Source organism: Nostoc sp. 'Lobaria pulmonaria (5183) cyanobiont' (genome assembly GCF_002949795.1).
Classification (GTDB): domain Bacteria; phylum Cyanobacteriota; class Cyanobacteriia; order Cyanobacteriales; family Nostocaceae; genus Nostoc.
The window spans coordinates 3,443,729-3,465,159 of sequence record NZ_CP026692.1; the positions used below are offsets into that span (position 1 = coordinate 3,443,729).

Annotated in this window: 14 protein-coding genes and 1 pseudogene; 5 read left to right on the forward strand and 10 right to left on the reverse strand. The window is 43.7% G+C overall.

Annotated elements, in window-relative coordinates:
* Positions 1-168 precede the first annotated feature (168 nt).
* From NLP_RS15030 to NLP_RS15050, 5 genes are all read right to left on the reverse strand, one after another.
* Entirely contained in the window at positions 169-1,368 is a 1,200-nt protein-coding gene (locus tag NLP_RS15030; protein WP_104907083.1) for a DUF4159 domain-containing protein, read from the reverse strand.
* 269 nt (positions 1,369-1,637) lie between these two features.
* Positions 1,638-2,765, reverse strand: a complete 1,128-nt coding sequence (locus NLP_RS15035; RefSeq protein WP_104907084.1) for a phage tail protein — start codon at positions 2,763-2,765, stop codon at positions 1,638-1,640.
* Between the two features lie 3 nt (positions 2,766-2,768).
* Positions 2,769-4,979 (reverse strand): putative baseplate assembly protein, encoded by a 2,211-nt coding sequence (locus NLP_RS15040; protein WP_104907085.1) that lies wholly within the window; start codon positions 4,977-4,979, stop codon positions 2,769-2,771.
* Between the two features lie 2 nt (positions 4,980-4,981).
* Positions 4,982-5,395, reverse strand: a complete 414-nt coding sequence (locus tag NLP_RS15045) for a GPW/gp25 family protein (protein ID WP_104907086.1) — start codon at positions 5,393-5,395, stop codon at positions 4,982-4,984.
* Positions 5,396-5,604: 209 nt separating this feature from the next.
* Entirely contained in the window at positions 5,605-6,321 is a 717-nt protein-coding gene (locus tag NLP_RS15050) for a hypothetical protein (RefSeq protein ID WP_104907087.1), read from the reverse strand.
* 757 nt (positions 6,322-7,078) lie between these two features.
* Here NLP_RS15050 and NLP_RS15060 point away from each other — a divergent pair.
* Entirely contained in the window at positions 7,079-7,273 is a 195-nt protein-coding gene (locus tag NLP_RS15060; protein WP_104907089.1) for a hypothetical protein, read from the forward strand.
* A 58-nt stretch (positions 7,274-7,331) separates the two neighbouring features.
* Here NLP_RS15060 and NLP_RS15065 read toward each other — a convergent pair.
* The 5 genes and pseudogenes from NLP_RS15065 to NLP_RS15085 form a co-directional block, all read right to left on the reverse strand.
* Positions 7,332-7,532: pseudogene (locus tag NLP_RS15065) on the reverse strand (IS1 family transposase); the annotation flags it as partial.
* Between the two features lie 171 nt (positions 7,533-7,703).
* Entirely contained in the window at positions 7,704-8,252 is a 549-nt protein-coding gene (locus NLP_RS15070) for an FHA domain-containing protein (RefSeq protein WP_104907090.1), read from the reverse strand.
* Positions 8,253-8,266: 14 nt separating this feature from the next.
* Positions 8,267-10,399: a substrate-binding domain-containing protein gene (locus NLP_RS15075; RefSeq protein ID WP_104907091.1), complete on the reverse strand. Its 2,133-nt coding sequence runs from the start codon at positions 10,397-10,399 to the stop codon at positions 8,267-8,269.
* 46 nt (positions 10,400-10,445) lie between these two features.
* Entirely contained in the window at positions 10,446-11,135 is a 690-nt protein-coding gene (locus NLP_RS15080) for a response regulator (RefSeq protein WP_104907092.1), read from the reverse strand.
* Positions 11,129-12,313 (reverse strand): sensor histidine kinase, encoded by a 1,185-nt coding sequence (locus tag NLP_RS15085; RefSeq protein WP_104907093.1) that lies wholly within the window; start codon positions 12,311-12,313, stop codon positions 11,129-11,131. Before NLP_RS15085 ends, NLP_RS15080 begins: the two co-directional genes overlap by 7 nt.
* A 1,440-nt stretch (positions 12,314-13,753) precedes the next feature.
* On the opposite strand from NLP_RS15085, the gene NLP_RS15090 reads away from it, so the two are divergent.
* The 4 genes from NLP_RS15090 (at position 13,754) to NLP_RS15110 (ending at position 20,799) form a co-directional block, all read left to right on the forward strand.
* Positions 13,754-13,939, forward strand: a complete 186-nt coding sequence (locus NLP_RS15090) for a hypothetical protein (protein ID WP_234017335.1) — start codon at positions 13,754-13,756, stop codon at positions 13,937-13,939.
* A gap of 112 nt (positions 13,940-14,051) precedes the next feature.
* Positions 14,052-16,259: a hypothetical protein gene (locus NLP_RS15095; RefSeq protein WP_104907095.1), complete on the forward strand. Its 2,208-nt coding sequence runs from the start codon at positions 14,052-14,054 to the stop codon at positions 16,257-16,259.
* A 29-nt stretch (positions 16,260-16,288) separates the two neighbouring features.
* Positions 16,289-18,100, forward strand: coding sequence for a ShlB/FhaC/HecB family hemolysin secretion/activation protein (locus NLP_RS15100; RefSeq protein WP_104907096.1), 1,812 nt, complete (start codon positions 16,289-16,291; stop codon positions 18,098-18,100).
* Between the two features lie 398 nt (positions 18,101-18,498).
* Entirely contained in the window at positions 18,499-20,799 is a 2,301-nt protein-coding gene (locus NLP_RS15110; RefSeq protein WP_104907097.1) for a COG1470 family protein, read from the forward strand.
* The last annotated feature ends 632 nt before the right edge of the window (positions 20,800-21,431 follow it).

Below are 21,431 nucleotides of genomic sequence, written 5' to 3' on the forward strand. Positions count from 1 at the left end.
CTCGCTCTAAATTATTATTGTCATCATGAGATTATTGGTCGAAAATAGTCATTTTTGAACTTAGTTAAGGACATTGAATGACTGAAGCCCTACTCAGAGAGCAAGGCTTTAGTCAGGATTATTGTTGCATACTTGTTTACTTAAAACCCTTAATCTTACTGAGTTTATTTATGCAACAGCGTCCCCTTCAGACTGTAAATCGATCGCCTGTTTGCGTTTCCAGGCAAAATGTAAGATATTTATGCCTAACTCTTGAGCGGTTCTGATCTCAGTTCGCGATCGCTGCAATTCTTCGTCTAAACCCCATAATCCGCCCAGATTGCCGATTGCTAAAATAATTCCCCCGCCAGACAAGAGTTGAATTCTGGTTCCATCCGTTATTGGCAACGCAGAAAATAAAAACGGCTTTATCCGCAAGGGATGGTCGCGACGGGCTTCTTGTAAAGACTTCAGTGGTGTCTGCAAATGTTGAGCCAGTGCCTGGACTGATTGAATCAGTTCTGTACTCTGAGCGGGGGCATCGACCAGCAAAGTGCCTCCCGACTTCAGGTAGCTTGAAAGGTTTGAAAATTGATGGTTGTTTAGCGATAAACTCTGATGCCCAGTCAGATATAGCAGTTCGTAGGGATGCAGACCTCCATCCCAAGTGACTCGATCGACGGTTTCTGCACCTTTTAAGGATGGATAGATATCTTCAACAGCGCGTAGTAAGTAAGTGAGATTGAAAAAATTTCGGTTACAGTCTTCATCATCAGAGTTGATTTGGGCAATTTGAACCAAGCCTTGGGGTCTTGCCTGTGCTTGACGGCGATAACGCAAGTCTAAATCGCCATATCCCGGAAAAAAGATATCGGCAGGTGTGCGGAGCAATTCTTGCTGTGATGATCGCAGCAAGACACGACAAAGCTCTACATCTGAACGCTCAGGGGGACGGCTTCTCTCATCAATTCTGAATGTTTCTTGTACGACTTCCCGATCGGAGTTTCCTCCTAACCGATCGGGATCTCGATACTGAGCAACCAAATAAACCGTGACAGGTTCCGAATCCTTTAACTCGGTTGCGATCCGAAAATTGATTTGATGAGGCACGACAATCGGATTCCCTTCTAGATCGATGGCAATTCCCGGCTGAATTTGTACCCAGCGATTGTCTCGATATTGAGCGGCAACTTCTTCTGGAGCTGGAATTACCCGTACTCCTAACCCGCAAACAATTCCTGGCTGATTAATTGATTGATAGTGAAGATTTTGGCGTTTGCGCTGATAGTCATGGGCGCGTTGCCAACGTTCGGCAGTTAGCAGCAAGCCATCTCTAACTTGTTGGCGCTGCATAGGAGCGATCGCTGGATTTGGAAAAGGATGGGTCATGAGAAAATCTCCAATGCAATAGACTAACTCGGTTGAATAAGTTTTGGGTGAAGGTTCAACAATAATTACTAATTCATAATTCGTAATTAAAAGGAACGGAACACCGCGCTAAATTTTTTTGAAATTAGCGGTTTAAAATTAGTTGAGGTTTAAATCCCTAACTAATTCAATTACGAATTACTGTCTTCGTAGCGGGGCGTTCGCTTTTAGCGTCTCGTAGAGAAGCCCATTATCAATTACGAATTATTTTAACGATGGTCTGTTTTTATCTATTCTGTTTCTATCCGCAGGCTGTAGGAGCAGAATGCAGGTTTCTCTTGCTCAATTATTCGCCGGACGAGCTGCTCATCAATTGGGCTGTTGGGCTGGGCACGCAAGCGCACATCAAAGTGATAAGGCTTGCCACCACCGATAATCGCATCTTCGCCTACATAAGCCAATCCAAATAAACATCCTTGACCAAAGGGTTCGGTGATGCTGATTGATTTATCTTCTTCCCGGTCAATTTGTTCGTCGAGCGGTAAACCCGTATATAAATGTAGAAAAAATCGAAGTCCCTTACGGGTTCCGCGACAGCGATAAATTTCTACGGCGCGTCGAATTAGCCGCCTTTGATGCGTTAAATCTAGCTGTGCATCAATTGGCCAGTCTACCCAGTGAGCTAGAAACGGCAGGAGCGCCTGAGGTGCAGTCAACGGATCTAGATGCGCCCACATTGAACCGAAGCTATTCACTACTGGATCGAACGCTTGCTCAAAAATTTTGATGAAGCGATGAATATAGTCAACTTCTTGATAAACTATCGGCAAAAAATCAGTATAGCTGCTTCGTGGTCGAACATTTAGCTCAAAATTGGATTCTTGAATCGGATGTGGACTTGACCCTTGACTCAGGCTTTGGCTAGCATAAATCGACAGACAACCTCGAAAATCGAGTTGCTTTTCCTTACTTCCCTGAAGGGCATCTTGCCCCTCAAAAAAATCGTCAGGAATCAGAAACCATAAGTCAGCATGTTTGCTTTTCTTGGCAGCTACTTCTAGCGTTACCAGGTCGATGGCAGTCTTCATTGCAGTGTTTGACTTTTGTGCCACTGAGTTCTGCTCTGGGGCTGTCCCGAATTGAGGTGCACTCTCAGCATCCGTCTGCACCTGACACCATTCCAAAGGGAACGTCCCATTTAGCTTTAAGGTGAGGTGTTGAGGTTGAGACTCCCAGTTTTTAATCTCAAGGGCAACCCGACAGAGTTCTCCCGGATAAACCACAATTTCAGATTGCGGTTGCGAACCTTCTACAGCTTCAGCTCCAAGCATCCGACTGCCTCCTTGGGAGGTAGTCACAGAAATCTGCATGGGAGATATCTGAAGACTGGCTGATTTGGAGGTAAGTACTGGCACCATACCCTAAATCCTCATTGCAGATTGGTCTGTCAAAACATTTACACTATGTTCTGTGCGCGCCTGCGGATCTGCCCAGGAGCAAAGTAAACCCAAGGAGCCGGGATCTATGTAGTTTACAGGCGTAGTTTGCCGCTGCCAAGATTCCCCATTTTTTTGAATAGGAAACAGTAAAATAGCACCCAAGTATTGAATCCCTGCTTTTTGCTGAAGGAGAGCCATTATGTCTGACGGATAAAGGGGGCGACCAAAGGGCCAGCCCGTCATCTCTGGGCCGCCAGTTAAAGGATTGAGGTAGCGATAAAGCGCGACTTTGAGTTTATGGATAATTTCGGCTTGGGCACTTGGGTTTTTATAGGCAGGCTCTAGGGTGACTTCGGCTTGAACGGATACGCCAACGTAGTTAGGCTGCTGTAGCTGCACCTGAATACCTAGCAAACGTCTTTCGTCTAGATAGTCCAAGACTTGATCGCGCAGAGCCGAATTTAAATTGAAGTTGTCTGGAGCAATCCCGCGTCCTAAGTCAATCAAGTCGGTATTGGCTTGAGGCACGACGCACACACTGACGCTCCCGGCAGTTTGGCTGGCGGACATAGGTAAGCACAATGCGCGGGCGATCGCACCACCACTGCCTTTGAGAGTTAAGGCTTCAAAATCTGAAGCAGTAACGGCTCGATCATGCGAGCGCAGCATCTGAGGCGCTCTCAAGACGGCTCGTTCGAGAGACTCGGCATCGGCACCATTGACAGCAGCATGATGATTGGTCACGCAGTCTATATAAGGAATTGCTGTCTGCATAAACGTCAGCGTGTTTGCCTGTACGTTTCCCTGTTTGCCACCTCCGGTACGATAGGTAAACACAATTTCAGCACCATGGGGAGGAATTGCCCCATACTGTTGCTCAATTATTTGCTCGTGCAGGTCATAACCAAGCGATCGATCTGCTGGCAGCATTTGCTGTAGATAAGCACGAGTTTGCGTTTGCTTCTTAAGCGTTTGAGGTTCGCGAATCAACGGTCCAAACTGAATAGTGCCTGTCAATGCATCAACAACATAATGCCGATCTTGGGGTTTTGAGTCAGCAAAGTCTTCAACTTCTTGCCAGATTTCGGGGAGTCTCCCCAGTGGAAAAACAAGCAGTTCCTCTTCTCCCTGGCGCTCCAGAATGGGCGCAGTCTCAACGTCAAAGCTCTGCCCCGGTTGCCCATCGCTGATACCTAATATTTCCTCTTGTACCAGAACGCACTGACTAGCTTGCACTGATCCACCAATGGTACGTATCGCAATTGTTTTAATCCGAGGAGAATTGGCATATCCTGGCTGGCGATCGCTAGATTCAGTGAGGGTACAGCGAATCCAACGACCTCGATAGCCATCAAAGCTGGATACAGGCCAGCGTTCGGGCAGATGTAGAATCACATCACCATTTTGCTCAAAACTATCGTCATCTCCCGTATTCTCATTAAAGCTAAAGCCATTGGTGGTGTCGTCTGCTTCCTGCAAGAGTACCTTTACCCATGATTCGCCGTCCCAGGCTTCCCAACTGCGGGGAGGATGCTTTGGATCGATGCCTGTAGGCGTACCTTGCGCTCCTGTGAAGGCGATCTCTAAAACAGTTCCTTCCAAAGGGGTATCAGGCTCTATTATCAGATAAAAACTATTGCCAGACTGCGGCTTTTGCGGAAATAGTTCAAATTCGTGAGTCACTGCCAGACCGTCATGTTGAGGATGCCATTGCCCGGTGCGATCTTGGAGCGATTGAGGAGTATTAGCTGTATCTGGTGTGGACAATATATGTTTTAAGGTTGGTTGACCAAGCAACAGGTCTTGGTTGGTAGTAAAAACAATGGCTTCCTGGGTTTCAGTGCGCTCTGTTGCAACTTCTGTTCCCTGTGGGATAGTATAGTTTTCCAGTAAATGAGTGCTGAGGTAAAAAGTCAGCCTAACTTGAGCTGGGGTCGGTGGCTGTAGGCGAATTCCTAATAGTTCTAGAAAGGCTACATAGTTTTTACGGGGAATCTGATTGAATTGCATCAGCATCTGGTCGGTGAGCCAAGCAAATAGCTCGACTAGGGTAATGCCAGGATCGCTGATATTGTGATCGGTCCATTCTGGACAATAGCGGGGAATACGCAGTAAGCATTCTTCTACTAAATCGTCAAAGTTGCGCTCGTCCAGATGAGAACTGGGAAGTTGAGGTAAAAAGTCAAAATCCACGATTACTCCTCCTCTGAAGCTAAATAGAACGGGTAGACAAAACTGTAAAGGTCTGGATAAGATTTGAGGCGATAGTCAATGACAATATTGACGCGCCCAGCGATCGTGTCGGGATCTGCGCGAACTTCATCAACGTCAATTCGAGGCTCCCATTTTCGTAATGCTTCCAGTACGTAAATCTTAATTCTTAGTAAAGTATCGTTATTCATGGGGGCAAAAGCTAGTTCTGATAAGCGACAGCCAAAATCAGGACGGTAAACACGTTCGCCTAAATCAGTACGCAAAATTAACCAGATTGATTCTTTGACTTTCTGAGCTTCAGCACTTAGCTTGAGTCCTCCCTGTACATTGCTTTGCAATGGGAAAGATAAGCCTGTACCTAAATACTTTGGCTGCTCGTTTATTAGGTTTGCCATGCTTATTGTTCCTAAATTTCAGGTATAAGTTTAGGATATCTTTCAATTGAAAAGTCTCTATCAGCCAAAAGTCTAAACGATCACAAGATATAAAAACCTTTATTATTTTCCTAAGTTCATATTTTAGACAAGTCTACCGTACAGCACGGACGTACAGATTAACTCTTACTATATCTGTTTTCCAATCTCGATCAAACCTTAATATTTTTTTATTTCATTATTTCCATTTCCTTGATTGCATTATCTAGTTGTTTAATATTTTTATCCGAAAAACCAGCACAATAGTTCTCTTTTTCGGGGAAAATTTTATTTAACTCACTTTCATTTTTTGTATTAGCTATTTCGCTTTTAGCCAGTTCTTCTTGATGTATTAGAACTTTATCTTTGTATATGTTGCGATATGAGTCAGTTTCGTACGCTGGCAAACAAGACTCTAGGAGTTTATTATATTTTTGACTATCCAGTGTTATTTTTAATACTACTTGCTTTGTTTCCTGATCCACATTTTCATTGCTAAAACTTTTTGAATGTTCTGGAGTCGTTGCCAACCATTTGCGTCCCTTATTATCTGCCGTCACTTCTGTAAGAGCTTTTTGTTCCTTATGTCCTTTAGTCTTTTCCCATTTATCAAAAATTTTATTTGCTTCTTCTGTTGCCATTTTCCTATACAGATAGAAATATTTAGATTTTAATATTTCTTCGCTAATCTTTGATGCTCTTTCAGGGCCATCCCGCTTCTGTTTATTCTTTTCTTCTTTACGCGCATTTTCTTGCTGTTTTTCTTGTTCAGACATTTGTGCAACTTCAATTAAATTTGGCACAATTTCTTCCTTAACAGGTTTCAGTATTTCTATAGCTTCTTGCCATTTTTTCGCCTTTCTAGCGGCCTTTAAATCGGAAAACTTGTAATGCTTATCATCCTGCAATTCGGATTTAACTGATTTTATTGATTCCTCTGTTTTTAAGTTTTGCTTAATTTGCTCTATTATTGATTCATAATATTTCTTAAAGTCTTATTCTGTAATATGAGATATGATGAACTTTCCGCAGCAGTTGAGGCAGATGGAGCATACTGGGTGGCTCTTCCCAGTAAGTTGCCGTATCCCCCAATAGGTGGAGTATGTGGAGAGATTGGCCTCGACTTCTTCACATTCGTGTTCTGGGAACCGCGTGTTTGCGAGTCGCCAGAATTGCTCCTGCTCCTATCGCGCTTTAAATTTTCCTCTTGAGAACCACCCATAATGATTTGGAAATATAGAATTAACTAGCAACTATATTTTGACAAGTATGAATATATTTGAAATCAGACATAAGTCTATTTTTACTAAATACTTTAAGAAGTATTATGATTTATATTTTTTAAAACCTCAGTACAATTTTATTAGGTTTTTCTTGTTTCTTCGCTTAAACTTCTCTCTATGCCTGTTAAATATACGAGTAAGTTCAGAAGAAAATAATATATTTATCCAATTTAAAGGCATTCATAATAGTATAGCTATTGCTCTAACATGTTTATTTTCTATTATTAAAAAACTCATTTTATATCTATATATCATTGACCAAAAACTTTTTAACCTATCGATAAAATAGACATAAGTCTACTTACATTTCATAGTTCGCTGAACTAGAATGAACTTAATCGAGGCCACTATTTAATATCGTTTCAACTATGAGGTGAAAATCATGGAATCAATTGGATACTTTTTTGCTAGAGTTTTCGGCGGATTTATTGATAGGCTATCCGATCAAATGAGATACAAGATAACCGATATTGCTGAATCTAAAATCAGAGAAACGGTTGAGAAACCATTTAACTCAGGTACAACAAACAACCAGCAAACAACAACCGATCGCCAAAATCAAAACACTAAATATTAATTGAGAGCATGTCACTTACTTAAAAGAAAACTAGAGCAATTAAAACTGTCTAGTAGTTCTAAATAGGTAAGGATAGATAGCCCAAAATCTGTATTAACTCACTATAGTGATGGCTGAAATACCAAATAGCTCCTATATGGTTTTCTAACTTTTTGGAGAATAACAAGGTTTCTCTAACCAAACGTGAAACTCTGTGACGCAAAATACAGTTAAACCTCTCAATGCCGTTAGTTTGACCACTGGTTTTGCTAACGGCTTTTTTGATTACAAAATTATTGCAAAAAACAAAGCGATCGCTCTGTTCTTTACTGTCTAATAATATTTTAAGTGTCCTGGTTTATGTTTTATCTAAAAAGAAAGTTACAAAACTAATGTTCTAACTCTAGATTCACTTAATAACCAAAAAAAGATGAATCTCATGCATCGCCATTTAAATTGAAGTATGGTTCAACTCAACTTGCAAGCAAATCAACCGCTCTTGACCTAGCTGTAATTTATCTCCATGACTCAATGGATGGGGTGCTCCACGAGGTAATAATTTATCATTGAGGTAGCTACCGTTTAGGCTATCATCAACAATCATGTAAACTTGTCGAACAAGATCCCAGTAGAGATGAGCATGGGTGCGAGAGACGATACCTGCATGGGGCAGTCCCGTTAAATCGATTTCAGGCCGCATCCCGTTAGAAAGATTTTGACGACCGATCACGCCAGACTCCCTAAGCAATAGAAAACTTTGTTCGCTGGGATGAAGCAACTTCAATTGAGGACGCTCTTGACTATTGATTTTTGATGAGAGCTGGGGCGAAGGAGCCGAGGTTTGAGCATAGCGGGCTGCCGAGCCTACCATAGCAGGGGGTGGTTGTACTGCCTGTGCTAAGGAAGTACCGCACATTGGGCAGATATTAGCATTATGTGGCAGTACCTGATTAAAGAAAGAGCAGCTTGGCTCTGGACAACGATGAGTTTGGATTGCCATAGTAATTGCGCTCCCTAACGATTCAGAATAGCTGACGATAATGTGTAGTTTTTAGGTGGAGTTTGTAGCGGCACAAGACCGGCTTGCTGAAGGAGATACTGGCCATCTTGAGTTTTGAGAAAATTAGCGAAGAGTGGTCCTGATACATTCCCAGGCAAATTATTATCTCTAGGATAGGCAATAATTAACGGTGCGCTGAGTGGATAGGTTGCTGTATGAAAAGCTGATATATTAAGTAAGGGCTTTTTCTCTAGACAGAGATTGTCTGATGGAGAAATAGGTTGCATTGTGCCGTTGGTGGTTTCTCTCAACAGAGGCTGTACTGGGTCTAGATTTTCTTGGGCAATAGCTAGGGGATAAATCTTGCATTGATCCCAGGTTTGGGTCAATAGTCCGAAACTAATTGAGCCAGCTTCAGTTTTTTGCGCCTGCTTTTCTCCAACTGCAATCGAGCGCAAGGTATTAAAAGTTGAACGTTGCTCAATCTTGCTAAATTGGGCAATCAGACTCGGATCGTTGCCTAAAACTTTTTGTTGGAACAGGCGTAATGCTTCAGGTTCCATTGGTCGATAGGGTTTGATCGGCAGGTCAGGAAAATCTGAACCTAGTTGCTTCCAGTTGGTAAGTTGCCCTGTAAAAATTTGCTGCAATTGGGCAAGACTGATCTTGCCTCGCAATGCACTTGGTAGATTTTGACTTTTATAGGCAGGTACATAGACTAAAAGACCATCGTAGGCGATCGTTTCCGGAATTAACCCTTCGGGTAGTTGAGTTGATAAACTGGCGATCGCAAAATTTGCCTTGGCGTTGGCTTCGAGAACTTCATTCAGGGGAGACCGTTGAGGGGCATAAGTTCGGTAGTTAAAAATAGCTGCCATATCCAACTTGGGCTGAGTCAGCAATGCTCTAATTTTGCGATCGCTCACTGGCTTCTTGTCCAAGACTATTGTCCAAGTTCCCAGCCCTTCTCCTGTATAGGGATACTGTCCTGGCTGCATACCATTAATATCTGCAAATGATGGCAAAAGATGCTTAAAGCTATTCGTCTCTGCATAAGAATTTGACATAAATCGGGGCAATAGCAACCACAATAGCCCTCCCAATAGAGGCAAAGCGAGTAAACTCAAAAGCCAATACTTTCGATTCGGTTTTGCTGGAGATTCTGGGCTAAGATTTTCCTGAAAACCAGCAGCCTTTTTAGGTTGAGGCAGTTTAATCAAAGCCTGACGCGCCTCTGCTGCGGAGTTGAATGGGGTGTCTAACCCTAGCAAACGAAGCAGAAAATCTCTCAGGGGCGGATCATCTTGGGGCCAATGTTGAGCCTCGCGCGGATTTAGAGGTGCGTCAGAACCAGAGTGAATCACTTGATCTGTCCAGAGAGCAAACGCGATCGCTCCAAGATCGATTAAGTCTTGTTCCGGTAACAGCACCTGGCGCGGGGCAGGGACAAAAAGCTGTTCCCAGGATGCCAGATCGCAGATATAGACGTAGCCGCTATCACTTATGACCAGGCTCTCAAGCCCCAAGTTGCCGTGGGCAGTTCCTGAACCTATTGCTTCAGAGACAAAACTCGATGGCTGACTATGGAGGAAATGTAGCGACTGCAACATTTGATTTAGGACTTGTCGCACTCGCGATGCCGAAAAGGCTCCTGTCTCTCTCAAAGTCTGCTTCAGGGTAGGAAGTGTCGCGATTTCGCCTGAAAAAATCAGATAGACGCGATCGCTGGATGGATCGGCAATGGTTTCTGATGGACTTACCAACCGAAACTCCCGACCCTTCGGGGTGGTCAAATTGCCCTTAGCCACTTGACCCAAGGCGATTCTGCGCTGTTGTGCTTCCACAGCATTAAAATATTGCTTAGGCAGTAAATACTCCTTCACCACAACAGATTGACCATTGTTGGTCTGAGTTCCTCTGTAAAGCCGTCCCATTCCCTGAGACCTAAGCATTTCTGAAATACGATAAGTGCCTAAGCTGCCCCGAAGTTCAGTCTGAACTGGCAATGTAGTGGGGAATCCGCATTCCATACAAAACTTGGCACCTGGTATCTTCTCAGTAGTTTCTATCGGCTTTTGACAGCCCAGAGGTGCATTTTGGGTACATCGGTAGAATTTAGCTAGCGCATTAGAATCAATAATAGGCATAGAATCTTCTCAGTAGTTAGGGCTAAACCAAAATGATTGAACCCAATTACGACTGAACCAGATTCATCTTGATCGCTGCCACAATAGCTTGTGTCCGACTTGTTACCTGTAGCTTCAGAAAAATATTAGTGAGATGCGTCTTAACAGTAGCCACTGAAATGTAGAGTTGCTTCCCAATTTCATCGTTTGAGGCTCCTTGAACGAGCCAATATAGAACATCGCTTTCTCTCTCAGAGAGATTGCAGGGCTGACCGATCACTGAAGGTAATGAGGCTTGGTTTTTTTGGAATTTTCTAAAGAAGCTAGTGGCAACTTCAGGTGGTAAATAGATTTGGTTCTGCATAATAGTGGCGATCGCATCTAGCAACTGCTGTGAAACCTGACCCTTAAATACGTAGCCATCCGCCCCTGACTGCATAGCCTGATAGATCCAGTAGTCTTCTTGATGACCCGATAGAACAAGGGTTTTACTCGATGCATTGCTGTCTCGGAGCTGCTGTAATAAGGAGAGACCATCTCCCTCAATTAATTCCATATCAATCAGAATTAGGTCGGGAGTATGCTGCTTGGCAAGGGATAAAGCCTGAGCCGGACAATTCGCTTCCCCAATCACCTTAATGGCTCGATCCTGAATCTGGGAAAAGCTTAGGAAAGTTCTGATTCCAGCCCGAAATTGATGATCATCATCGACTAAAAGCATCGATAGGGTTTTGGTTTGTTCTACTTGGGTTAACATGCGGCGTTGTCCTCTGATAAGTCAATGGATGGAATCAATCGAGGTAGGCTTATGGAAAATTCTGCACCTTTTTTGGGTGCATTTCTTGCCCATAGTTTCCCTCCGTGATCGAGCACAATTTTTTGGGCAATGGCTAATCCTAAACCTGTTCCCTCTAAACGGCGAGTATAAAAAGGCTTAAATAGCTTCTGTAAATCCTCTGAGGAAAGACCGGGGCCTTCATCTCTCAAGGTCAGCAAAACATCGCCCTGCTGCTCTTGCCAATCAATGAAAATTTTTGCTCCTTGGGGACTAAAATGAATGGCGTTACTCAATAAATTGCTGATAGCCTGTTTGATTTGAAGTGGATCGAGTTTCAAAATAAGTGTGCGATCGGCGCAACAAACCTGAATATCTTTCTCCGAAATCCAGCCTTGAAATTCTTCCAGCGTTTTAGAGACGAGACTACGGATATCTTGCGGTACAATCTGTAACTTTTTGCTACTTGCACACTGCACAATCTCAGTGAGAGTTTGATTTAAGCCGTGAGCAGTCTTGCAAATGACTGAAGCTTGTTCTTGCTCCTTACTGTTAGGCAGAAGACGAGTAAGGTTATGAGCATAGAGACTAATTAAACCCAAAGGATGACGTAACTGATGCCCGACTCGTTGAACAAGATGTTCTAAAATTTGAATCTTCTGGCGGTGTTGGCAGTTTTGTTGATGTTCGTCTAAATATTCACCGATACTGGCAGCTGTTCGCTTGATGAATTGCCGATGAGTATGAGACAAAGGCCCCTTGGCAAATAATAGTAAGTATTGATTAGGCTGACTTGATTCACCAAAATGACAATAATAGAAGCCTTTTTCTATTGTCTCTGAATCAATCGGCTTTAGCGCTAGAGCCGATGAAACATTAGCTAACCAATCTTCGGTCTGTAAGTAAGCTAGGGTCTCTTTGCCAAAAGAAAAAGGCATTTGAGAGGCTTCAAGAACTTGTTGGCGATCGGACATCTGCGGATCTTGATAAACCACTCTCGTCCATTGAATCTGCGATTGAGCTACTAGTTGGTCGATCTGTAGCTGCAAAAAATGCTTTAGTTTCTGAGTGTAATACTGGGAAGTCCCCTTTTCTGACTGAGGACTCAGATTTTTTAAAAGTTTGAGAGCTATGCCTGGGTTATCTGTGAGACTATCCATACTTTCCTCCAAATTATATGCTCTACTTCTGGTTCTGTTGGAAAAAAAGTTGTATCGCAAAAAGTGAATGAGATGGTAAGGTAGGAAAGCCTTGTCGTTGATGATCAGCTTCCCATGAGGAGCAGTGCGATTTTATCAGGTGCCAAAAATTAGGGGTATAAATCACCTATTTAATAGTGCAGTTGCAGCAATATAGCTGTTTTTATTGAGAATCTAGCTTTGTAACTAAGAATTAAAACCCGATCTCACAAAATCGCATTGTTCCCTTAATCATTTGGTTGTTTTCAAGATTTCTTACTTGGAGTTGGTAAAGTAAGAAATTCAGTAAATCCAGTCAGTTTATATTCAGACTGATAATTATTATTCAAGCGATATCATCTCAATTCCGTAATTTTGTTGAAAATTTTGCATCCACTAAAAGAAGCTACGGTAGATCCCTTGTGGGGAAAGATTTCAAAGCTTGGCTTTTCATAGCAGTAGCCAAAGCAGAGAATTGTAATCACCACGGGTGCGGGTACATTCTTGTAGGTGATGAAATGCTCAGAGAGCAAGCCTGTCAACCAGGCAAGGCGATAACCCAACTCACATAAGCAGTAAAACATAACCTCTAATCATTTCATATTAAATTGACGCATTTATGACAAACATATAACAAAAGTATGACCAGAGATTTTTACTACACAACGTGTTTAAAATCAGGAAATAAAAGAAACTTATCCAGATGAATATTGGTCAAAAAATTTTGACAATAGATAGTTATTAGTGTAAATTTAGCTCACCGCAGGTATGGCTGGTTTTTGCTCTGACCTCACAAAATCGCGTTGCTCTCGTGATTAATGAACGCAAGTATGGGATTCAAATCATTCAACACAGTACGCCGCGAGAGGGTATGAGGCGATGAATATGGTTCGCAAAGGACAAATTTCAGGTATCAAAAAAGGTAACATTTTAGGTCAAGTAGAATTCCTGCCTCAAATTTTTGAAGTTGCTGCATAACCAGCTACAATTAATCAGGATCTTTTGTCCTCAGTAAGTTTTGCAACAAAACCAGGTCTTTCAACAGTTCAGTGTAAAACTGTTCCAGAGCGGTTATTGTCTTGGTTTTTGTCGTCATCTGTTTTCTCATTTAAATAATTGGGTCTTGTGGAGCAGCATGTGAGTACAGTTCTTTGTTTGTGAACAAGCATAACTAACGACTTAAAGCCAAAGCCGAACTTACGCTTCTGTATTACTCATTGGGATAACTGAAATCAGAATATGCAGCCTTTAAGATGATTATTAGTGTTTATACTAAGAAACAACCGCTGTATAACGTCGCGATGTAGGTGCGATCGCTTATCAAAGTGCCTCAGCGAATTAGACCTACCGTGTACACATAAGTCTTTTAGAGTTGCTGTGTAACGTAGGGTGGGCTAATCTTTACAGGTTGATGCACTGGCATTGCAGGTTGATGCACTGGCATTGCAGGTCGATGCACTGGCATTGCGTGTCAATGCACTGGCATTGCGTGTCGATGCACTGGCATTGCATGTCGATGCACTGGCATTGCATGTCGATGCACTGGCATTGCATGTCAATGCACTGGCCTTGCGTGTCGATGCACTGGCATTGCAGGTCAAGGTGTAGGGCAGCTTTAGAAGACTTGTGTGTACACCGTAGGTTAATTAGACAGAAGTCGGATCTATTCCAATCAAAATTATTATTCAATATTAAAACAGCCCAAATATTTCTCTTTACTATGCTTGCCAGCTCAATAATCGATGCTAGCCTGACCGCACAAAATATAGCCTTTCGCCCCGGAGGTCCATCGGTTTCTTTTGGTGTTTCGGTCATCAACCGCAGCAATCAGTTTGCGTCGTTTCAACTTGAAATTAAAGCGGCGGGAGCAGGCGAGCAGAGTAATTGGTATCACCTTTCTCCAGATGTATCTGCGGCGAAATCACCGGGCGATCGCACCGATTTTCAAGTTAAGATTTTAGATTCTCCCATCCCTGATTTCGTCGGGATCATCAATCTAACAGTGCGGGTTTTTTCGCCCCAGCTCTCTGAAGAACGACGATTAGTTCTGCGGTTAACGTTAGAACCAAGCAGTGAATTAAACCTACTGCGGATCGGACTACCTACCAAGCGGTTTCAAGTTTATCCACGTAACGTCGTGGATATTCCCGTGACTGTCAAGAATGTGGGGTCGCAGCCTTACCAAGTGCGCTTGCAGTGTACAGAACTTGAGTCGTCCTGGCTAGTTGGTAGCTCTGAACGGTATATAGAAATTCCCGCAAATGAAGAGATAACAGCAACTTTCCAATGTCAGCCCCCTAGAGCAGATCGAGTTGCGAGTCGCGATTATCCCTTGATCATAATTGCCAAAAGTCATCTGGGTACTCCCGTTGAAGCACAAGGGATTGTAGAAGTTCTGCCCGTTGGGTTCATGGAGTTTGAAGTCCAGCCTCAGCAGCAGTCTATCCCGGCTAAAAGACCTTGGCTCCCGAATTGGCGATCGCGTAGCAGTACTTTCCAATTGATGTTTAAGAACAATAGTAATCTGTTGCAAACGCTCGATCTTGAAGTACGAGGCCAAGACGCGAAAGGATGCCAAATTCAGATTAGTCCAGAAAAACCCGTTCTGCCATTGGGGGAAATAACTTCTACAAACCTAACCATCTCTCCCCGTCGTCTTTGGATTGGCTGGTCGCGAAAACTAAAGTTTGAACTCAAGCCTTGGCTATCAGACCCAAGATTAGGGAGTACCGACCCAGCAACCCAGATTTTGTTCTTAAAGGTTTTTCCAATTGTACCCTTATGGTTATTGCTGACATTGCTCTTAGCGATCGCAGCCGCTATATTTATACCAAAGCCGATTACTCATCTAGCTGGCGTTAATGCCGTGCGACTCAGTGGCACAAGTGGCAGATCACCGCTGGTAATGAGTGCCTCAGACGATTGTTCAGTTCGGACTTGGGGCGTGACAGATTGGGGAACCCTAACCCCGCAGGGTACTTTGAGTAAGGGGACGTTAGCCAAAACCTGCACGGATACTCAACCTAACTCTGACAAAGGACTTCTCGCTATTACTCAGCAAGCAATCCGGTCCCTAGCATTAATTCCGGTAAAAAATAATCAGGTCTTTGCAGGTCTAGAGAATGGAACTGTTCAGGTCTGGGATATCAACACTGGGAAGGGACTCTATACGCTCAAAGACCCCAACGACCAAACAAGCGATCGCATTCTGGACTTGATGTTTACTCGCAACTCTCTGACGCTATACACCAGCTATGGCAGCGGAACCATTCGGAGTTGGCAAAGACCGAGGGATGTCCGTTTTGACTCAAAGCCTGCCAAGGTTTTGAAGGTACCTGATCGCTTCGCATATCAAGCCTGGTCTTTAGCACTCAGTCCAGATGAAAAGATCCTTGTGAGTGCCGGACAGTTTAAGCGGCTTGTCTTGTGGGATGTCGCCAACTCGCAACCTTGGCAGCTAAGACTCTCAGAGAATGCTCAAAATCGCGGAGAAAATGACTTTTTCTGGGATATCAACTTTGCGCCTAATACTTCCATCCTCGCAGCCTCTGATTCTGATGGTTACGTTACTCTTTGGGACTTAAGTCAATGTCAGAAAGCAACGCCAAAGGGGTCGCCTAAAGAGCAGCTGCCTCAGCAAAGCTGCGAACAACGGGCGAGGTGGCAGGTTTCAAAAACATCGGTTCGCAACATTCTATTTACTCCAGATCGACGATGGCTCGTAAGTGCAGGCGATGATGGTCAGATCCTGGCCTGGCGTTTGACTGCAAAGGTCACTCCCGATCTGACTCAAAAACCGAAGCGGATCGCAACCCTACCCAGCAGGATTACTTCCTTAGACTTGATTGCTAAAGAGCAGGGGGTTTGGATTGCCAGTGGCTCCGATGATGCACAAGTTCATCTCTATCGCTTTAACCCAGATGAATAAAAGTTACTGACAAAAAATAGTCCAGTGCGATGATTGATAAATATCCCCAAAATCTGATAATGCCCTGTTTCCCACTGAGTATGCTTTTATTACTTAGCAGTACATCTTTAAGTCCAATGAAAGCTGAGGCTGTTGATATTACAAAATTACCAACTAGTAATTTCATCCTATCACAACAAATTCCACCACCACAGGATGTCCCCCCACCACAGGATGTTAAACCACCCACACCTTCACCACTTCCCTCACCGGAAGTGCCACAGCCACTCCCCCCACCAGCAGAACTATTTCCACCCTCTGCCCCAACTCCCACACCTGAGGAACTACCCTCTGGCAATTTTCCTCAAACTATTGTTGTTGAGCGGTTTGAAGTTATTGGTAGCACAGTCTTCAGTGCCCAAGAGTTAGCCCAAGCCACTGCTGAATTTACCAAACGACCAATCTCACCGACTCAATTGTTTCAAGCACGTTCTAAAATCACTGAGCTATACGTCAAAAATGGTTACATTACTTCTGGTGCTTTGATTCCACCCCAAACAATCCAATCCGGTGTTGTGAAAATTCAGGTGGTGGAAGGTAAATTAGAAGATATCCAGGTAACTGGGACTCGGCGGTTGAATCCCAATTATGTCCGCAGCCGACTAGCAATTGCGACATCAGCGCCTCTGAATCGCCAGCGTTTACTAGAGGCACTGCAACTTTTGCAACTCAATCCTTTGATTAAAAACGTGACTGCTGAACTCTCAACAGGATCGCAACCGGGTACGAGTCTTTTAGAAGTTAAAGTCAGTGAGGCAAAAACCTTTAGTGGGCAAATAATTCTTGATAATGGGCGATCGCCTAGTGTTGGCAGTTTCCGACGCGGGTTAAGATTGAATGAAGCCAACTTACTCGGATTGGGAGACGATCTGAGTTTGGGCTACACCAATACTGATGGTAGCAACTCCTTTGACGCTAGTTACATATTGCCTCTCAATCCCCGCAATGGAACTCTGAGCTTAAACTATGGCACTACGTCGAGTCATGTCATTGAGCCTCCTTTCGACTTTTTAGATATCGAATCGGCTTCTCGCTACTACGAACTGACATTCCGCCAGCCTATAGTCCAAACTCCGACACAAGAATTGGCTCTGGGGTTAACAGCTTCCCGACGCGAAAGTGATGTCTCATGGATACTAGACAGAGGTAGGGTTCCCGCTCCGCAACTTTCGCCTGGCGCTGATGAAGAGGGACGCACTAGAGTATCTGCGTTGCGATTTTTTCAAGAATGGACGAATCGTAACAGTCGAGAAGTCATCGCCCTACGCTCTCAATTCAGTTTGGGCATAGATGTGTTGGATGCCACGGTTAATCAAGATGCTCCTGATAGCCGTTTTTTTGCTTGGCAAGGGCAAGCGCAATGGGCACGCCTTTTAGCTCCTGAAACCTTATTATTACTTCGTTTAAATACGCAACTTGCATCTAGAACACTTTTGCCTATAGAGCAATTTGGCTTAGGTGGGCAGGATAGCATTCGCGGCTACCGTCAAGATTATCTGCTGACGGATAATGGCACTTTTGTTTCTGCGGAAGTTCAAGTCCCAATTCTGCGCTTACCCCAGATAAATAGCACTTTACAAGTTGTGCCATTTGTAGATTTTGGTGTTGGCTGGAACAGTTCTGGTAGAAATAATCCCGACCCTAATACTCTAGCTTCTGTTGGTCTGGGGTTGCGTTGGGCACAGGGCGATCGCTTAACCGTTCGTCTTGACTGGGGTATTCCTTTAATATCTGTTGACTCAAATGAGAGAACATTGCAAGAAAATGGTCTGTATTTTAGTTTACTCTATAATCCTTTTTAAAATAAAAGATTATAGAGCTATTTGAATATTGAACAGCAACAAGAAATATTAAATTGGCTGTAAACGAAAGATAGTTGGGAGCTTGGCGAAATTGAGTATAAATTAGCATTTTAATATGATGTAACTTACGAATTAAAACGGAGTTATTATGACTTTTGACTTTTGATTTTTGACTTCCCCGTTCGCGTAGCGTCTCGTAGAGAAGGGGCGTGACTTGTTTAATGCGGCAGGAATTAGTTGGAAGAAAACTACTAAGTTGAATCAAAAAGCCGATTTCACCACGACGACAACCATTTTTTCTAATTTCAATAAAGCTGCATGGAAATTTTATTCTTTTATTGTGCAACTACCATTACATTTCAGCAACGCCATAGTCCTTTACTAAAGACGCTGTAAAGATGTTGAATCTCATAACACCACTCAAAGTTATCCTGAATCCTCCCACCCGCCTAGAGGGTTTCCCAGGGGAGAGCGTTACCCTTCACATCAGTCTGATTAATCAAGGCGAGCAGGGAGCCGCGATTGATGTGTTTATCGATCCTATGGCTCAGACCTTGCTGCCATGGTGTCCATCTGCAAGAAAGCGGGTTGCCCTCGACTCCCAACAGGCTTGTGAAGTCAGCCTGGTCTTTGAGATTCCCTTAGACGCTCTACCAGGAAGTTATCCCTACACGGTAGTAGTAGATGCGCCAGAGCATTATCCAGAAGAGACTCCGATTCATTACCCAGGCAGTCTTGAAGTTCTAGTCAAAGAGCAGGCTGTTATACGGTCACAAAATCTTACCTTTTCAATTAACCCAGCAACTAGTCCCGTTCAGCCCTTATTAATTCAGCCCAACCAGCACCAGACGCTATCAGTAATCGTGAACAACCACTCTAGTCGAGTGGATCGGTTTCGGCTCCATTGTCTTGACTTGGATAAAACGTGGTTCACGATTCAATATCCTTACAACGAACTGAGTGAGTTAGGCGTCGTTTCCAGTACCGATGGTTTGGAACTTAATCCTGGAGGCCAAGGCAAAATCATTATTGAGTTCCATTATCCCATAGACATGCCAGCTGGTCACTATTCACCAACTCTACAGCTCATTTCTGATAATGCCCCAGAGCAGGTCTTTTTGGATCTGGTGTATTTAGAGGTAAAGCCAAAACTTCACCTGAGTGTTGAACTGGAGACTATTCTGGGAAAAGTCAGTCACAGCCCGGGTCAGTATCGACTCATACTGACAAATCACGGAAATTCAATTCGAGAATTGGCCGTAAGTGCTAGCAGCCGAGATGAAACCCAGTTGTGCTACTATGTTTGCAGTCCGTCTTCTGTCAATTTGTTGATTGGCGAAACAGCGACGATTAGTCTAAGCGTTTATCCCAAGCAGAAATGGCGACGTCCCCTCTTTGGGTATGGCTTAGAGCTACCGTTTCAAGTCAATCTTCAAGATATTCAAGCATTACCGACACCAGAAAATTTACCGATGGGGTTGTTAGTCTGGAAAGCACGCCCTTGGTGGCAGTTTCTGCTGTGGGTGCTGGCAGGGGTTGGTGCATTGTCGGGACTCGGCTTTTTGATTTGGTTTGTGTTCTTTAAACCCGTTCCTCCGCCAATCCTGACAGAATTCAAACCAGATAGCGCTAGCTATACCGAGGGAGGCAGGGTACGCCTAAACTGGACAATCTCGAATTCCGATCGGCTCGATCGGCTAGTGGTTTCTTCAACTAAAGACCAAACTGCGAACAGTCCCCAAGTTTACGACTTTCGTCAAGGCTTACCAACAGAACTGAACCGTTATTGCCAAATTAGCGATGGGCTACGCCCCGCCGTAGGCGATCGCAATTTAACCTGCACTAACGTCGATACAGGTGCCCGACTGGCGGGAGAATACACCTTCCAACTTCAGATTAAAGCAAAATCAGCCCAAAAGCCTATTGAGCAGAAACTGAATGTCGTAATTCAACCTAAGCCACTGCCGCAGGTGATGAGCATTGCAGCACGCCAGTCTCAACTCGAAAAAGGGAAACCCTTAACCCTTAGTTGGAACATCAAGAACTTTAGCCAACTCGGTCAGCTTCAGGTTATAGGTCAACTCAAAGACGGTAAACCAACGCTTTTCAAAACTTATGATTTTCAAAAACAAATTCCTCCAGAACTAACTAAGCAATGTCAACCTCCAGTCAACGAGACGTTGAGTTGTTCCAATGTGGATATAGGGCTTCCGGCTAAACCAGGCGACTATGCGATTAGCCTTCAACCTGTGTCTAATGGAAGTCAAAAACAATTGCCACTCTCCAAAGCAATTCAAGTCCAGTTAAAGGCAACACCCCTTCAAATTATGAACTTTACGCTCAATAATCAAAGTTCAGAGACGAATCCCTCAATATTCTTAAAAGTTGGACAAGTTGTGACTCTCAACTGGCAGGTACAGGGGGATGGTGTCAAGGTTAAACTCGAACCTTTAGGTGATGTCCCAGCTAGCGGTTCTAGGACATTCAAAGCGACCACAAATCTCTCTCAAATTATCCTCACGGCTGAAACCGAACAAGGTCAATCAGTCAAACGTGCGTTTTTGCTCCAAGTTGATACGCCAAAACCACTTCCGAAGCCTATTAATACCAGTTCTCCAACAGTAATACCATTTCACTTTAAGATTGATACAAATAGGCAGCAAGGGAGCAGGGAACAGGGAATAGGGGGAAAGAGTTAGAGACAAATCATTTGTATCAAGCATTTCGTGAAATGCTATAAGCTACAGATCGCAGAGTAAAATTAGCGAGTTTAAGCTGAAGCAATGGCACAGGTTTACAAACTAGAGAGCAAAGAAAGCAAGACAGAACTTAAATAGTTGTTAAGAGCGTAAAGAACGGCAAAAGCAAAGGAGAAGGTGCAATTACGGTTGGATCGCAAAAACTTACTGAGGACAAAAGATCCTGATTAATTGGATCTGGTTAGACAGCAACTTCAAAAATTTGAGAAACGAATTTTACTTGACCTAAAAATGTCATCTTTTTTGATGCCTGAAATTTGTCCTTTGGGAGCATGTTCATCACCTCATAGCCGAATGGCACGCTTGTTAAGCCGAAACACTTGTGACTTAGGCAGTTTGTAATTGCTTACGTAATTCATGCCGAGGCTTTGTCATTAAGGGGTAAGCTTTCGGGCGGCGTTTACGGACTCGTGCTTCACTCCAAGCTAGGCGATCCCCCATAACACTACCCCAAGCGTAGACATCGCCCGATCAATCCTCCGCCTACTGCTCAGTAGGTATAAAGCTTGAAATCTTATATCTGTCATAGCTTAGAGCTTTTCTTAGTGCCATTCTCCAGATACTCCTTTGTA

Excerpts from the sequence above, each read along its gene's own strand:
- NLP_RS15100 (WP_104907096.1), top strand. The coding sequence starts at position 16,289 with ATGATTGATAAATATCCCCAAAATCTGATAATGCCCTGTTTCCCACTG.
- NLP_RS15110 (WP_104907097.1), top strand. The coding sequence starts at position 18,499 with ATGTTGAATCTCATAACACCACTCAAAGTTATCCTGAATCCTCCCACC.
- NLP_RS15080 (WP_104907092.1), bottom strand. The coding sequence starts at position 11,135 with ATGTTAACCCAAGTAGAACAAACCAAAACCCTATCGATGCTTTTAGTC.
- NLP_RS15095 (WP_104907095.1), top strand. The coding sequence starts at position 14,052 with ATGCTTGCCAGCTCAATAATCGATGCTAGCCTGACCGCACAAAATATA.
- NLP_RS15035 (WP_104907084.1), bottom strand. The coding sequence starts at position 2,765 with ATGGTGCCAGTACTTACCTCCAAATCAGCCAGTCTTCAGATATCTCCC.
- NLP_RS15045 (WP_104907086.1), bottom strand. The coding sequence starts at position 5,395 with ATGGCAAACCTAATAAACGAGCAGCCAAAGTATTTAGGTACAGGCTTA.
- NLP_RS15075 (WP_104907091.1), bottom strand. The coding sequence starts at position 10,399 with ATGCCTATTATTGATTCTAATGCGCTAGCTAAATTCTACCGATGTACC.
- NLP_RS15060 (WP_104907089.1), top strand. The coding sequence starts at position 7,079 with ATGGAATCAATTGGATACTTTTTTGCTAGAGTTTTCGGCGGATTTATT.
- NLP_RS15085 (WP_104907093.1), bottom strand. The coding sequence starts at position 12,313 with ATGGATAGTCTCACAGATAACCCAGGCATAGCTCTCAAACTTTTAAAA.
- NLP_RS15070 (WP_104907090.1), bottom strand. The coding sequence starts at position 8,252 with ATGGCAATCCAAACTCATCGTTGTCCAGAGCCAAGCTGCTCTTTCTTT.
- NLP_RS15030 (WP_104907083.1), bottom strand. The coding sequence starts at position 1,368 with ATGACCCATCCTTTTCCAAATCCAGCGATCGCTCCTATGCAGCGCCAA.